General features: G+C 70.8%; 11 protein-coding genes. 4 read left to right on the top strand and 7 right to left on the bottom strand.

Annotation, left to right across the window (positions count from 1 at the left end; genetic code table 11):
- The first annotated feature begins 82 nt into the window (after positions 1–82).
- Complete coding sequence (locus AB0M70_RS19305; RefSeq protein ID WP_365821180.1) at positions 83–1,123, top strand: glycosyltransferase family 2 protein; 1,041 nt, start codon at positions 83–85, stop codon at positions 1,121–1,123.
- A 39-nt stretch (positions 1,124–1,162) separates the two neighbouring features.
- Here the strand turns inward: AB0M70_RS19305 and AB0M70_RS19300 are convergent, their stop codons facing one another.
- From AB0M70_RS19300 to AB0M70_RS19285, 4 genes are all read right to left on the bottom strand, one after another.
- A complete protein-coding gene (locus tag AB0M70_RS19300) occupies positions 1,163–2,800 on the bottom strand; it encodes an LCP family protein (RefSeq protein WP_365821179.1) in 1,638 nt (545 codons plus the stop codon).
- A gap of 74 nt (positions 2,801–2,874) precedes the next feature.
- Positions 2,875–4,605 carry an LCP family protein gene (locus AB0M70_RS19295; RefSeq protein ID WP_365821178.1) on the bottom strand — a complete coding sequence of 577 codons (1,731 nt, stop codon included), beginning with the start codon at positions 4,603–4,605 and terminating at the stop codon, positions 2,875–2,877.
- 227 nt (positions 4,606–4,832) lie between these two features.
- Positions 4,833–6,065: an LCP family protein gene (locus AB0M70_RS19290; RefSeq protein ID WP_365821177.1), complete on the bottom strand. Its 1,233-nt coding sequence runs from the start codon at positions 6,063–6,065 to the stop codon at positions 4,833–4,835.
- Positions 6,066–6,203: 138 nt separating this feature from the next.
- Positions 6,204–6,959 (bottom strand): TIGR03089 family protein, encoded by a 756-nt coding sequence (locus AB0M70_RS19285; RefSeq protein WP_365821176.1) that lies wholly within the window; start codon positions 6,957–6,959, stop codon positions 6,204–6,206.
- Between the two features lie 137 nt (positions 6,960–7,096).
- Between AB0M70_RS19285 and AB0M70_RS19280 the strand changes: the two genes are divergently transcribed.
- The 3 genes from AB0M70_RS19280 (at position 7,097) to AB0M70_RS19270 (ending at position 10,871) form a co-directional block, all read left to right on the top strand.
- Positions 7,097–8,473, top strand: a complete 1,377-nt coding sequence (locus AB0M70_RS19280; protein WP_365821175.1) for an N-acetylmuramoyl-L-alanine amidase — start codon at positions 7,097–7,099, stop codon at positions 8,471–8,473.
- A 130-nt stretch (positions 8,474–8,603) separates the two neighbouring features.
- Positions 8,604–9,686, top strand: coding sequence for an NDP-sugar synthase (locus AB0M70_RS19275; RefSeq protein ID WP_365821174.1), 1,083 nt, complete (start codon positions 8,604–8,606; stop codon positions 9,684–9,686).
- A 168-nt stretch (positions 9,687–9,854) separates the two neighbouring features.
- The gene (locus tag AB0M70_RS19270; protein ID WP_365821173.1) at positions 9,855–10,871 is read left to right on the top strand and encodes a DNA-3-methyladenine glycosylase 2 family protein; all 1,017 of its coding nucleotides are present in this window, start codon (positions 9,855–9,857) and stop codon (positions 10,869–10,871) included.
- A gap of 120 nt (positions 10,872–10,991) precedes the next feature.
- Here AB0M70_RS19270 and AB0M70_RS19265 read toward each other — a convergent pair whose 3' ends face one another.
- From AB0M70_RS19265 to AB0M70_RS19255, 3 genes are read right to left on the bottom strand one after another with little or no spacing between them, the layout of a single operon-like run.
- Positions 10,992–12,329 (bottom strand): coenzyme F420-0:L-glutamate ligase, encoded by a 1,338-nt coding sequence (locus AB0M70_RS19265; RefSeq protein WP_365821172.1) that lies wholly within the window; start codon positions 12,327–12,329, stop codon positions 10,992–10,994.
- Positions 12,326–13,282, bottom strand: coding sequence for a 2-phospho-L-lactate transferase (cofD, locus tag AB0M70_RS19260; RefSeq protein ID WP_365821171.1), 957 nt, complete (start codon positions 13,280–13,282; stop codon positions 12,326–12,328). The genes AB0M70_RS19265 and cofD overlap by 4 nt, the downstream gene beginning before the upstream one ends.
- 34 nt (positions 13,283–13,316) lie before the next feature.
- The gene (locus AB0M70_RS19255) at positions 13,317–13,832 is read right to left on the bottom strand and encodes a cysteine dioxygenase family protein (RefSeq protein ID WP_365821170.1); all 516 of its coding nucleotides are present in this window, start codon (positions 13,830–13,832) and stop codon (positions 13,317–13,319) included.
- Positions 13,833–14,238: the final 406 nt, after the last annotated feature.

Raw genomic sequence — 14,238 nt, 5'->3', positions numbered from 1 at the left:
GTAGGCCCATACGATCTGCGACCCGGGGCAGCAGGCCGGGCGGCGCGCGCCCGTGTCCCCCATTCGCGGTAACGTGGCGCCGATGAACGCGACGCCCCACGAGCAGCTTCCTGCCGTATCCGTGATCATGCCGGTGCTCAACGAGGAACGGCATCTGCGTGCTGCCGTCTCCGCCATCCTCGAGCAGGAGTACGAGGGTGAGATGGAGGTCGTCGTCGCGCTCGGCCCCTCCACGGACCGCACGGACGAGATCGCCGCCGAACTGGTCGCCGAGACCGCGGGCCACCGCGCGAAGGTGCAGACCGTCCCGAACCCCACGGGCCGCACGCCCGCGGCCCTGAACGCCGCCATCAAGGCCTCCAGCCACCCGATCGTGGTGCGCGTGGACGGCCACGGCATCCTGTCGCCCGGCTACATCGCGACGGCCGTACGCCTCCTGGAGGAGACCGGCGCGCAGAACGTCGGCGGCATCATGCACGCCGAGGGCGAGAACGACTGGGAGCACGCGGTCGCCGCCGCCATGACGTCGAAGATCGGCGTGGGCAACGCGGCCTTCCACACCGGCGGCGCCGCCCAGCAGGCCGAGACCGTCTACCTCGGTGTCTTCCGCCGCGAGGCCCTGGAACAGCAGGGCGGCTACAACGAGGAGTTCATCCGCGCCCAGGACTGGGAGCTGAACTTCCGCATCCGCGAGGCCGGCGGCCTCATCTGGTTCTCGCCCGAGCTGAGGGTGCAGTACCGCCCGCGGCCGAGCGTGAAGGCACTCGCCAAGCAGTACAAGGACTACGGCCGCTGGCGCCACGTCGTCGCCCGCTACCACGAGGGCTCCATCAACCTGCGGTATCTGGCGCCGCCGACCGCGGTCTGCGCGATCGCGGCAGGCGTCGTGGTGGGCGCCCTGGTCACGCCCTGGGGCTTCGTCGTCCCCGCGGGCTACCTCGCGGCGATCACAGCCGGCTCACTGCCCGCGGGCAAGGGCCTGCCGCTGAAGGCGCGCCTGCAGATCCCGGTGGCCCTCGCGACCATGCACATGTCGTGGGGCTGGGGCTTTCTGACCAGTCCGCGCTCCCTCGCCAAGAGGGTCATCGCCTCCCGGCGCCCGGCAGTCCTCAGCGAGGCCTGAGGGCGGATCCGGCCCACCGTCGGTGGGCCGGATCGCGTCTTACTTCCAGGTGAAGTCCGGGTCCACGTGCATGCACGCCTTCTTGTCGGACCCGTTGAGCGCGTCGGCGGAGTCCGGCGTCTTGTCGTCCTGCTTCGCCTTGGGGGGCTTGTTCCCCTCCCGCCAGTCGGCGCCGACGACCAGGGTGACCCCGGAGACGTCCGTCGACTTCTTCACCGAACTCAGCTTCATCCCGAGGGACTTGGCGACCCGCTGGGCGTCGCCCTCCAGCTCGGCGCTGGGGAACCTGACGACCGTCTTCGCCTGGGCGAGCACCGTCGTCGTGTCGGCCGCCGCCTTGGCGAAGCCCTTGCCCGCGAGGATCTGCGTGACCGCGTTGGCGCGCCCGCTGACCGGCGGCTCGACGTCCGTGCGGGTGCCGTTCTGCACCTGTACGGCGATCTCGTCGTCCGCCGCCGCCGGGTCGTCCGAGAGCTTCTCCTCGGCGGGCTTCCTCTTGCCCTTGCCGTCCAGGGCGATGTCGTCGCGCACGAGGCGAAAGAGCTGCTCGGCGTCGCCCGGCTTGGGGATGACGCGCGCGCCCACGTACTCGAACGGCATGGTCGTCATCGTGGTGCGCTCCGGTGAGACCTTCTTGAGCTCGTTGCTCAGGTCGTAGAGCTTCTTCACGGTGCCGAGGCCGTCGTCGACCTTGAGCGCGCTGGTGGCCGTCTCGGCGAGCCTGCGCAGCTTGTTGGGGCTGCTCAGATTGGCGTTGTCGCGCAACTCGCGCACCAGCGAGTTCATGTACATGTGCTGGGCCTTGGCGCGGCTGATGTCGGTGCCGCCGTCGAAGCCGTAGCGGGTGCGCAGCCACTGCAGGGCCTGCTCGCCCTTGACGGCGGTGGTGCCCTTCTTCAGCTTCAGGCCGGAGCCGTGGCCCTGGCTGTCGCGCGAGTGGATGTTGGCGTCCACACAGACCGGCACGCCGCCGATGGCGTCGGCCATGGAGACGACACCCGCGAAGTCGACCTCCATGAAGTGGTCGACGTGGATGTTGGTGAGCTTCTCCCAGGTGGCGACCGTGCAGCCGGGGCCGCCGCGGCCGAGCGTCTGATTCGTCATCGTCCGCTGCGTCGACGCCTCGTAGACCTTCCCGTCGTCCGGGTCGGTGCACTTGGGGATGTCAAGCAGGGTGTCGCGCGGCATGCTGATGACCGACATGTTCGTGCGGTCCGCCGACAGGTGAAGCAGCATCTGTACGTCGGCGAGCGGGGTGCCCCCAAAGGTCTCCTTGGCGCCGCCGAGCTTCTGGTTCTCCTTGGAGTCCCGCGCGTCCGAACCGATCAGCAGGATGTTCAGCGGGGTCTGGCCGGCCGCGTTCGGCGTGGGCTCGGGGGCCCGGTGCTCGCCGAGGTTCAGGTCGTCGGTCTCCAGGTTGTTGTTCAGGTGCTGGTACCAGAGGTATCCGGCGCCGGCCGTGCCAAGGATCAGCACCGACAGGATCGTCGCCGACCAGCGGAGTATCCGGCGTCTGGGACGCGGAGCCCGGCCACCACCCCCACGGCCGCTCCTGCGGTGCCCGCCGTCCGCCGAGGGCTCCCCTCCCTCGTGCGACGGGCCTCCGTCCTGGCCATGATCACTTGCGTGCGGAGCGCGTGGTCGCGCTCCCTCCCCACGCACGCTGCTTTTCCCCATCCCCTGTCCCTCCCCGCGCCACCCCGAAATTCGGCCGTCCTGCGTCTTATGAGACGCAGAACGACCGCTTCAGGTCACTTGGCGCACACAGTCTTGTCCGCTTCGACCTTCTGGATGCCCTCCGGCGCCTTCGACGGGGCACTGATCGGCACCCCCGCCCCCTTGAAGTCGCCGCCGAGCGTCAGCTTGATGGCCGGGAGCCCCTGCGAGTTCTTCTCGCTCTTCCCGGGCTTCATCGCGGAGCCGGAAAGCCCCATGACGTCGGCGAGCCGCCGGGCCTGGTCGGCCTGGTCGGGCGCGTACTCCAGCGTCGTCTTCTTCAGGTCGGACGGCGCGTTGCCGAGCTGGCTGGCCTTGGACATGCCCTCAGTGTTCTGCAAGTACGTGAGAGTTGCCTGAGCGGCGCCGGTCTTCCCGCTGCCGTTGTAGATGTTGACCCGCACATCGGAGGCGGCGGACTTGCTGCCCTTGAGCCGGGCGGCGACCGCTGCCTTCTCCTTCTTCTCCTTCTTCTTCACCGCGGTCAGCGACTCGTCCGCGCGCATCATGGCGAACAGCGGGTCGGCCTTGGCCTCGTTCACGACGACCGTCGTGTGGACCTTCTCCGCCGGGTTGTCGACCACGGGCACGGTCGCGAAGCTGAGGTTCTTCATGTCGAGCTTGCCGAGCTCCATGCCCAGGTCGCGGAGTTTCATGATGTCCGCGATCTTGGAGTCGACGGTGAGCGCCTCGGTGCCCGCCTCGGCCAGCTTTATCATCTTCGACGGGCTGGTCAGCGTGTCGTTCGACTTGAGCTTGCGCATCAGCGAGCTGAGGAACTGCTGTTGCAGCTCGATGCGGCTCAAGTCGCCGCCGGTGCCCACGGAGTGGCGCGTGCGGACGAAGGCGAGCGCCTCCTCGCCCTCGATGGTGTGCTTGCCCGCGGGCAGGTTCAGATGCGAGTCCGGGTCGTCGATGTCCTTGGCCAGACATACGTCGACACCGCCGACCGCGCTGGAGAGCGTCTTGACCGCGTTGAAGTCGGCCACCATGAAGTGGTCCGGCACTATCCCGGTGATCTTCGTGACCGTACGCATGGTGCAGCTGGGCGTGCGCTCGCTCTGGCCGAGGCTCTCGTTGAAGCGGGCACCCTGCGATCCCGGGATCGTCTTCTTGCTGCCGTCCTCCATGGTGGTGGGGCAGTCCGGAATGTCCGTGATCATGTCGCGCGGGATGCTCAACGCGGTGGCGTTCGTGCGGTCCTTGGAGACGTGCAGCAGGATCGTCGTGTCGGCGTGGCCGACGCTTCCCTTGTCGCCGTACTTCTCGTTGCCCTCGCCGCTGCGCTTGTCCGTGCCCATCACGAGGATGTTGATGGCGCGGTCCTTGCTGAAGCCGCCGGTGCTCGCGCCGTCGTCATTGATCGAGTTGATGTTGTCGTTGAGGTGCTGGTAGTAGACGTACCCGCCGACACCCACCGCGACCAGGACGAAGGCGAGCGAACCGCCCGTCCACATCAGGGCCTTCTTGCCCTTGGACTTCTTCGGCTTCTGCTTGCGCCGCCCGCCCGCGGCCTCCGGCTGCGGAGCCCGCCTCCTGCGCTGCGGCGGCACGTCCCGCTGCTCGTCACGGCGCTCGTCGCGTCGGCCATCGCGGCCGCGCGTTCCCTCGCGGGGCGAGGACCGCGGAGATCTGCGCGGTCCAGGCACTGGCGACTGCCCAGCGGAAGGGCTCAGTCGCAGTTCGTAATCGCCGGTGTTCGGGTTGAGCACCCACTGGTCTGCGGGGTCGATGTTCTCCGCCCGCCCACGGCCTTGCGCGTCCACGGTTGTCTGCGTCCTCCGTCGGGGCCACGCGGCGCCATTCCCCCCTCAAGAAAGGCGCTCGGTCAGTCGTCCAGCGGTGCGCGGCCAGGAAGGGCCCGGCGCACCGGATCGCTCACACTATCCGGCCAGTTCAGCGTCGAACGACGCCGGTGACAAATTCCACTCCCCTACAACTGGGCAATCCGCCCCATTTCTTAGTGCGGGCGGTCTTGCGCTTGAGGATGTGTTTACTCGCAGGTCGTCCCGGCTGCCGTGTTTCCGCGGAAAGTGGGGGCGGGGCTCGGCGTTCGGGAAGGGTCCGCCGCCTGCTCGTCGCCGGGATCGGTCTCCGGCTCCTCGCGCGTCACTTGGAGGGGTGCGTCCGTTCGGAGTCGGGTGAAGAGTTCCTCCGCCGCCGGCTCGACGAGTTCATCCCGATTGGCGTCGTAGGCATACGACCGCCGGGGCACCGTGAGGAACTGCACCTGTTCTGTGGGGATGTTGCGCATGCCGCGCACCAGTTCGTACAAACCACGCAAACTCGCGAGTCCAGGGTCGGTCGTCAGCGAAGAAGTGGCCGCGTCGAGAACGGGATAGAGCTTCGCCGGATTCAGCAGGACGTCATTGCTCTGCACCTTGTTGACGAGTGCCGCGAGGAACTGCTGCTGGCGGTCCATCCGGTCGGTGTCGCTGCCGTTGCCGATGCTTTTGCGCGCCCGGACGTAGCCGAGCGCCTGCTCGCCGTTCAGGGTCTGCCTGCCCGCGGCGATCTTCAGATGGGCGTCGCGGTCGTTGATCGGCGCCTTGAGGCACACCTGTACGCCGTCGACCGCGTCGACCATGTCTTTGAACCCGGCGAAGTCCACCACCATGTGGTGGTCGACGCGGATCTTCGTCATCTTCTCGACCGTACGAATCGTGCAGGCCGTCCCGCCGAACTGGAAGGCCCAGTTGAACTGGGCGAACTGGGCCTGCGTCCGCGAACCGTCGCTCGTGCGGCAGCGGGGTATGTCCACCATCACGTCCCGCGGGATCGACACCGCGGTGGCGCTGCGCCGGTCGGCCGCGAGGTGCAGCAGGATCGTGGTGTCCGAGCGCTGGGTGCCCGGGTCGCGGCCGTACTTCTTGTTGCCCCGTCCGGAGCGGGTGTCCGAGCCGATCAGGAGGATGTTCTGCGCGCCGTTCACCAGCGCCGTCGGGCGCTCCTTCTCGTAGCGGGCGAGCTCCGCCGCGGCGTCGGTGTCCTTGGTGATGTTGCCGTCGAGCTTCTTGTAGACCGCCCAGCCCGCACCCCCGGCCGCCAGGACGAGCCCGGCGGCCCCCACGGCCGTCCAGCGCAGCCAGCGCCGCCTGCGCCGGGCGACACCCTCACCGGTCGGGCTCGAGCCCGCGCCGGGTGCGTACGTCGCCGACGGCTCAAGCGGGCCGCCGTCGGCGTCCGGGCGCTCCGGTCCGGCGGGCGTGCCTGCGGTGTCGGACACGTGTACGGCCACCCCTCATCGCGACGTCGGTGCATGGTGCGCTCTTATGACCATGGACCGACGCGACGCCGGTGGCCTGCGGGCCAGGGGCGTGGGTGGGCCGAACGGGGGAGGGGAGGGGGCGCCCGGCAGGGTGGGCTACTTGGCGGTGGCCGTGACCCGCTCGTCCTCGATCCGCTTCGCAAGGCCCGCCTCCGCGAGCTGGTCGAGGTGGCGGCAGAGCACCACGGAGCCGCCCGCCGCCAGCGGGGCGTACAGGCCGGAGCTGAGGCCCTCCCAGGTGTCGTACGACAGCCCGGAGAGGAGCCGCGAGCCGGGCGTGAGCCCCAGCGCGTCGGCGTCGGCGCGCGCCCGCTCCACCAGCTCCGCACCCGTCAGCTCCCCGGCCCCGCCGACGGCGATGGCGGGCTCCGCCGGGTCCACGGGCGCGTACGGCACGAAGCGGTCGCCCTGGCTCGGCACCTCGACCGCGTAGTCCACGAAGCCCTCGGGGGTCTGCGGGAAGCGGCCGCCGAGCGGCCGGAGCGCGAGCGCGACCCGCTCCCCGGAGCAGGTGCGCGCCACGTCCAGGGAGTCGGGCCCGCTGACGACGAGGTCGGCGCCGGCGGGGTCGCCGCCCACGTCCGCGACGACGCCGACGGACGAACAGGCGAGCAGCCAGACCGCCGTCTGCCAGTGCGCGGGCAGCAGCAGGGCGAGCCGGTCGCCGGGCTGGGCGGCGAGATCGTCCTGGAGCAGATTGGCGGTCTTGGCCACCCAATTGGCGAAGGTGGCCACGGACAATTCGACGCGCTCGCCCGTGGCGTCGTCGTAGAAGGTGATGAGCGGGCGGCCCGGGTCCGCGGCGAGCGCGGATCGCAGCAGGTCGGCAGGGGTGCGGTCGGTGGCGTTCACGGGCGCAAGGGTACGCGCGTGCCCTACGGCCCCGGGCGCGGCGGGGGAGCGGCGGCCACCGGTTCGGCGGACCTGAACCGACGGACCGTCAATTCCCCAATGGACAGATCTGTCCCGCTATGCCAACTATCAGTTGTATGCGTGGATTTCTAGCTTCCTCGATCGGCGTCACGTGCGCGGCCGCCCTGGCCCTCCCTCTGACCCTGCCGTCGTCCGGCGCCCGCGCCGCGACCCCGGCCGCGGAGTCGCCCGCCGGGCCCTCCGCGGAATCGGTGCCGGGCAGCACCCAGTCACTCCCGCTCACCCCACTCGGCTCCGACCGCTCGACGGGCGGCGGAGCCTCCGCCGAACAGGGCCTGCTCCAGCGCGAGGTCCGCCCCTTCTCCCTGGTGGGCGTCGTCTGGGACGACCCGGACGACGAACTGCACGGCAGCGTCCAGGTCCGCACCCGGGCGAACGGCATAAGCACCTGGTCCGGCTGGCAGCCCGTGGAGACGCACAACCACGAGCACGCCGCCGACCCGAACGACCCCGAGCGGGCCTCGGGCCGGGTCCGCGGCTCCACGGCACCGCTGTGGGTCGGCGACTCGGACGGGGTCGAGATCCGGGTGCGGGGCGAGGCGGCGCAGCACCGCGGCGGCGCACACCCCTCCGGGGGACAGGCCCTGCCCACGGGCCTGCGCCTCGAACTCGTCGACCCCGGAGCCGAGCCACCCCCACAGGGCCCGGCGCCCAAGGGCACCGCCTCCACGGTCCTGACCGCCGAAACCGCCGCCTCCTCCGCGGTCAACGCCGACCTCGCCCCGCTCGGCGCCGACGTCATCCCGGCGCTCGGCAAGAAGGAGACGGAGTCCGACCTCATCGCGGCCCGCGGCGGCCCGGAGGAAGCCGCGGGCCAGGCCAGGCCCTACGTGGGGCCGCGGCCACGGATCACCACGCGCAAGGGCTGGGGCGCGAACGAGAGGCTCCGCGAGAAGAACTTCGCGTACACCAAGACCGTCAAGGCGGCCTTCGTGCACCACAGCGCGTCCGGCAACAACTACCGCTGCTCACAGGCCGGATCCGTGCTGCGCAGCATCTACCGCTACCACGTCAAGAGCAGCGGCTGGCGTGACATCGGCTACAACTTCGCGGTCGACAAGTGCGGAAACATCTACGAAGGACGTGCCGGAGGTGTGGCCAAGCCCGTCCTCGGGGCCCACACTCTCGGTTTCAACAGCAACAGCATGGGCATCGCCGTCATCGGCAGCTTCGGGTCGACCAGGCCGCCCGCGGCCTCGGTGAAGGCCATCGCCCGGCTGACCGCGTGGAAGCTCGGCCTGTACGGAGCCAACCCGCGCGGAAAGACATACCTGAGGTCCGGGGGAGGGAACCTGTACAAGAAGGGCCGCAACGTCCGGCTCCATGTGATCTCCGGACACCGCGACGGTTTCGCCACGGAATGCCCCGGAAGCCGGCTGTACCAGAAGCTGGGCAAGGCCCGCTCCACCTCGGCCCGCTACCAGGGCCGCTGAGCACGCACCCGTACCACGAAGCACACCGCACGACCCGCACAGCGCACTGCACGATCTGCAAAGCCATCTGCATACACTGGCCGGCCGCGACTCAAGTTCGGCCGGCCCCAGCAGGAAGCAGAGACGACAGGTGACAGAAGCGATCCTCCTGGTCGGCGGCAAGGGCACCCGGCTTCGACCGCTCACGGTGCACACGCCCAAGCCGATGGTCCCGGCGGCGGGCGTACCGTTCCTCACCCACCAGCTGGCGCGGGCCCGCGCGGCGGGCGTGGAACACATCGTCCTGGCGACCTCGTACCTCGCCGAGGTCTTCGAGCCGTACTTCGGGGACGGCTCGGCCCTCGGCCTCCACATCGAGTACGTCACGGAGACCGAACCCCTCGGCACGGGCGGCGCGATCCGCAACGTGGCGTCGCGCCTGCGCTCCGGACCCGACGAGCCGGTCCTGATCTTCAACGGCGACATCCTCACGGGCCTGGACATCCGCGCCCTCGTCTCCACGCACGAGGAGTCCGGGGCGGACGTCTCCCTGCACCTCACGAAGGTCACGGACCCGCGCGCGTACGGCCTCGTGCCGACGGACGAGACCGGCAGGGTGCAGGCCTTCCTGGAGAAGCCGCAGACGCCCGAGGAGATCGTCACCGACCAGATCAACGCGGGCGCGTACGTGTTCCGCCGCTCGGTCATCGACACCATCCCGGTGGGCCGCCCCGTCTCGGTCGAGCGCGAGACGTTCCCCGACCTGCTCGCCTCCGGGGCCCACCTCCAGGGCATGGTCGACTCGACGTACTGGCTCGACCTGGGCACACCCCAGGCCTTCGTGCGCGGCTCGGCCGACCTGGTGCTCGGCCGCGCCCCGTCCCCGGCGGTCCCGGGCCGCTGCGGCGACCGCCTGGTCCTGCCGACGGCCACGGTCGCCCCCGACGCGAAGCTCACCGGCGGCACGGTCGTCGGCGAGCACGCCGTGATCGGCGAGGGCGCCCGGGTGGACGGCAGCACGGTCCTGGCGGGCGCGGTCATCGAACCGAACGCGGTCGTCACGGACTCGCTGATCGGCGCGGGCGCGAGGGTGGGCGCACGCACGGTCCTGGCGGGCGCGGTGATCGGCGACGGCGCGGACGTCGGCGCCGACAACGAACTGCGCGACGGGGTACGGGTGTGGTGCGGGGCGGGCTTGCCGGCGGGGTCGGTGAGGTTCTCGTCGGACCAGTAGAGGAGCTTCGCTCTTCGCAGCCCGTCCGGTGGCTGTGGTTTTTCAGCCCGTCCGGCGCTTGAGGACGAGCTCGGCGGAGCCGGTGATGCGGTAAGCAGGCCCCTGCGCCGGAGCAGGTTTTCGGGAAGGGGCGGGGCAGGGGCCAAATAAGCCCTTACCCTCGTACAGATGTCATCCCGTTTCGCCCCCCGCCCCACCCGCACCACAGTGCGCGGCGGCGAAACGGCGATCCCCCGGGCGGCGAGCCAGGGCGTACCCCGCCAGGCCACGGCAGGGCGGACCCGCACCTGGACCCCGCCCTACCCCCTGAACCTGGGCCTGACGGTAGGCCCCCTGCGAAGGGGCCCCGCGGACCCCACGTTCCGTACGACGCCGGCCGGCGAGGCCTGGCGGGCGAGCCGCACTCCGGAGGGCCCCGGCACGCTCCGGGTGGCCCTGCGCGCCGACACGGTGGAGGCCGAGGCCTGGGGCCCGGGAGCGACCTGGCTCCTGGACCAACTCCCGCACCTCTTGGGCGAGGCGGACGCCCCGGAGGCGTTCGTCCCCCGCCACCGCCTCCTCGCGGTGACAGCGCACCGCCGCCCCGGCCTCCGCCTGATCCGCACGGGCCTGGTCATGGAGTCCCTGATCCCGTCGATCCTGGAACAGAAGGTCACGACGGACGAGGCGTACCGCGCCTGGCGCCTCTTGGTCCGCAAGTACGGCGAACCGGCACCCGGCCCGGTTCCCGAGCAGCTGCGCATGTACGTCATGCCGGATCCGAGGACCTGGACCCTGATCCCGTCCTGGGAGTGGCACAAGGCGGGCGTGGACAACAAGCGGGCGTCGACGATCCTGCGTGCGGCGCGCGTGGCCGCACGCCTGGAGGAGGCGGCGGCGATGGAGCCGCTCAAGGCCCAGGCCCGCCTGGAACTGATCCCGGGCATCGGCCCGTGGACCTCCGCGGAGACGATCCAGCGCAGCAACGGCGCCCCGGACGCGGTCACGGTCGGCGACCTCCACCTGCCGGGCATCGTCGGCCACGCCCTGGCGGACAACCGCGAGGCGGACGACGAGGAGATGCTGCGCCTCCTGACCCCCTACGAGGGCCAACGCCACCGAGCGGCCCGCCTCATCCTCCTGAGCGGCCGCACCCCGTCCCGCAGAAAACCAAAAATGCCAAAAACGGACATCGCGCTGCTCTAGAGCGCCCCGCAAGGGGTGGGCGGGCCCCGCAAGGGGCGCGGGGAACTGCGCGCCCAGCCCCCACGGACGCGCACCCGAAAATGAGCCCCTGCAGTGTCGCGACCAACGCCCAGGGGCGAGTCATCGCACGGCGACAAAGTCCTCCGCACCCCGCGCCCCCCGAGCGCCCGGCTCGACCGCCCCGTGCCCGACAGCCACCGCGCCCATCGGGTCCCACGACTCCGGAAGCCCGAGCACGTCCCGTACGACATCCCGGCAGAACATCGTCGACGAGACCCACGCGGACCCCAGACGCTCCCCGGCGAGGGCCACGAGGAAGTTCTGCACGCCGGCACCGGCCGCGACCACGAACATCTCCCGCTCGGCCGTGTCCCGCCGCTCGTCCCCGTACGTGTGCGAGCCGTCCATGACGAGGCAGGGCACCACCAGATAGGGGGCCTTGCGCAGGACATCCCCCCGGCGTACGCGCTTGGCGATGGACTCGGCGGACTTGCCGTCCCGCTCCAGATCGGCGACCCACGCGTCCCGCATCGCGTCGAGCAGCCGCACCCTGGAGCCCTCGGACTCCAGGAGGACGAACCGCCACGGCGTCGTGTGATGCGGCGCGGGCGCGGTCACCGCGGCGGCCACGGCCCGCCGCACGGCCCCGGGGTCCACCGGCTCGTCGGTGAACTCCCGCACGGTACGCCGCTGCGTCACCGCTTCCCGCACGGCCTCGGACGTGCCGAGCCGGAACATGTCGTCACGCGAGCTCCGCACCATGACGCGAGCACCCTCGTCGGCCCCGCCGGTCTCCCCGACGACGTGCGGCAGCCCGCGGACCACCGCGACCGGCAGCCCGCCGGCCTTCCCCTTGACCAGATCGCCCGCGGCGGCCAGCTCGTCCGCGGTGGCGACGACCGTCGCGCTGAGCGGATTGCCGTACGCGTCGACGCCGCCCCGCAGATCGTCGAGGACCCGCACGCCCGCCGCCCCGATGGCGACGTCCGTCAGGCCGTTGCGCCAGGGGCGCCCGAAGGTGTCGGTGACCACGACGCCGACGTCCACGCCCAGCGCGTCCCGCAGCCCGTCCCGCACCGCACGCGCCGAGGCGTCGGCGTCCTCGGGCAGCAACAGCACGGTCCCGGCAGGCGTGTTGGAGGCGTCGACACCGGCGGCGGCCATCACGAGGCCCTGCCGGTTCTCGACGATGCGCAGAGTCCCGCGCCGCGCCACGACCCGTACGGTCTCGGAGTCGATGGCCGCCTCGCGGTCGCTCGCCGCGACGATCCGCCCCTCGGCCTTGCTGACGATCTTCGAGGTGACGAGGAGCACGTCCCCGTCGGCGAGCCCCGGTTCGGCGGCGGCGATCAGCTTGGCGAGGTCGTCCCCCTGCCGCACCTCGGGCAGGCCGGGCACGGCCCAGACCCGGAACGACGGCGAGGCCACGGCCCCTGATCCGGCCTCGGAGAAGCTCACGCCCGTACCTCCTCCGCGAGGGCGAGCGCCGCACGCGCCATTTCGGCGGTCGCGTCGTCGTCGCTCATCATCAGCGGGATCGCCCGGCACCGGATGCCCGCCGACTCGACCCGTTCCACGACCCCGGCGTCCACGGTGTCGACGAGCCAGCCGTCGAGCAGCCCGCTTCCGTAGTGCTCGGCGACCGCGGCGGCGTTCGACTCCACGCCCACCGCGGCGAGCACCTTGTCGGCCATGCCGCGTACGGGCGCGTCCCCGACGATGGGCGAGAGCCCGACGACGGGCACGCCCGCGTCGGCGATGGCCTCGCGGATGCCCGGCACGGCGAGGATCGTCCCGACGCTGACGACGGGGTTGGACGGCGGGAAGAGCACGACGTCCGCCTCGGCGATCGCCTCCAGGACACCGGGCGCGGGCTTGGCCTGGTCCGCGCCGACCGGCACCACGGCGTGCGCGGCCACGGACGCCCGCAGGCGCACCCAGTACTCCTGGAAGTGGATGGCTTTCTGCTCGCCGTCGACCGTGACGGCGACATGCGTCTCGACGCGGTCGTCCGACATGGGGATGAGCCGCACGCCGGGCTGCCAGCGCTCGCACAGCGCTTGGGTCACCGCGCTGAGGGGGAATCCGGCGGCCAGCATCTGGGTCCGCACGATGTGCGTGGCGAAGTCCCGGTCGCCGAGCCCGAACCACTCGGGCCCGACCCCGTACGCCGCGAGCTCTTCCTTGACCTTGAACGTCTCGTCCGTACGTCCCCAGCCCTGCTCTTCGTTGATGCCGCCGCCGAGCGTGTACATCACGGTGTCGAGGTCGGGGCAGACCTTCAGCCCGAACAGGTGGATGTCGTCACCGGTGTTGCCGATGACGGTGATGTCCGCGTCAGGCGCGGTTTTCTTGAGCCCGCGGAGGAAACGGGCGCCGCCGATACCGCCGGCCAGGACCACAATGCGCATGGGGCCAAGCATGTCAGGCAGGTACGACAGCGCGTCAGGCGGTTACGACATCTCCGGCCGAGGGAGCGGTGGCCCGCACGCCGCACTGCGCCGCGTGCATCGGCATGTCGGTCAGGCCGGGGTAGTAGATGTGCAGGCTGACGGCCGGCTCCAGGGAGTCGTTGACGACGTCGTGGACGTATCCGGGCGCGAACACGCGCTGGGACCCGGCGCCGAGCGCGCGCTGTCCGCGCTCCGTACGCTCCGTCAGTTCGCCCTCCAGGACCGTCAGTACGCCGGAGGAGAGGCCGTGGTCGTGCGTTCCGCTGCCCTGGCCGGGCACCCAGGAGAGCAGCCAGACCTCGTATCCGGGCCCGGTGCGCAGGCGGTGGTACCAGCGGCTCGTCGCGTCGTACTCGACGAGGTGGGACCACTGGGCGCGGTCGGCCGCGATGGTGCGGGCCAGGCCGACGAACTCGGCCACGGTGGCCGGGTGCTCGCGGGCGGGCTGCAGGAGGTGGGTGACTTCGAGGATGTCGCCGGCGATCTGGAGGTCGCTGTCGCTGTTCATGGTGCGGTGGTTCCTCAACGTGAGTGCTGGGGTGTCGCGAGGGAGGGGTGGAGCGGCTCAACGGCTGGAAGCGGGATGGCTCAACAGCTGGAGCAGGAACAGAGACAGCGCGCGTGGGCAGCGCCGAGGAGCCCGCGGGTGCGGGTCGTCGGGAGTGCCAAGTTTGCGAGCATGCCCACTAGAACAGCGGCTCACACCTTCTCTGTCAACTCTATGTCCGGTATGTGGAATATGTTTCACCTCATCCGGTTGTTCTGTCAGGTGAAAGGTTTGTGCATGCGGTTCACGGGACACCCAGGGTCACATCGCGCTTCAACCGGCACGTAAACCCCGGCGCACTCCCGTGACCCGAATGTGATCCCCTTCGCTTCGGTGGACCGGTCGCAACGGGATCGTTCCCCGTGAC

This window comes from Streptomyces sp. NPDC051214 (assembly GCF_040682375.1).
Classification (GTDB): Bacteria; Actinomycetota; Actinomycetes; order Streptomycetales; family Streptomycetaceae; genus Streptomyces.
Note: the sequence above shows the minus strand (reverse complement) of the source record. Positions and strands in the feature narration are given on the sequence as shown.

Coding starts and splice junctions, on each gene's coding strand:
- AB0M70_RS19305 (WP_365821180.1), top strand. CDS start 83: ATGAACGCGACGCCCCACGAGCAGCTTCCTGCCGTATCCGTGATCATG.
- AB0M70_RS19300 (WP_365821179.1), bottom strand. CDS start 2,800: ATGGGGAAAAGCAGCGTGCGTGGGGAGGGAGCGCGACCACGCGCTCCG.
- AB0M70_RS19280 (WP_365821175.1), top strand. CDS start 7,097: ATGCGTGGATTTCTAGCTTCCTCGATCGGCGTCACGTGCGCGGCCGCC.
- AB0M70_RS19270 (WP_365821173.1), top strand. CDS start 9,855: ATGTCATCCCGTTTCGCCCCCCGCCCCACCCGCACCACAGTGCGCGGC.
- cofD (WP_365821171.1), bottom strand. CDS start 13,282: ATGCGCATTGTGGTCCTGGCCGGCGGTATCGGCGGCGCCCGTTTCCTC.
- AB0M70_RS19255 (WP_365821170.1), bottom strand. CDS start 13,832: ATGAACAGCGACAGCGACCTCCAGATCGCCGGCGACATCCTCGAAGTC.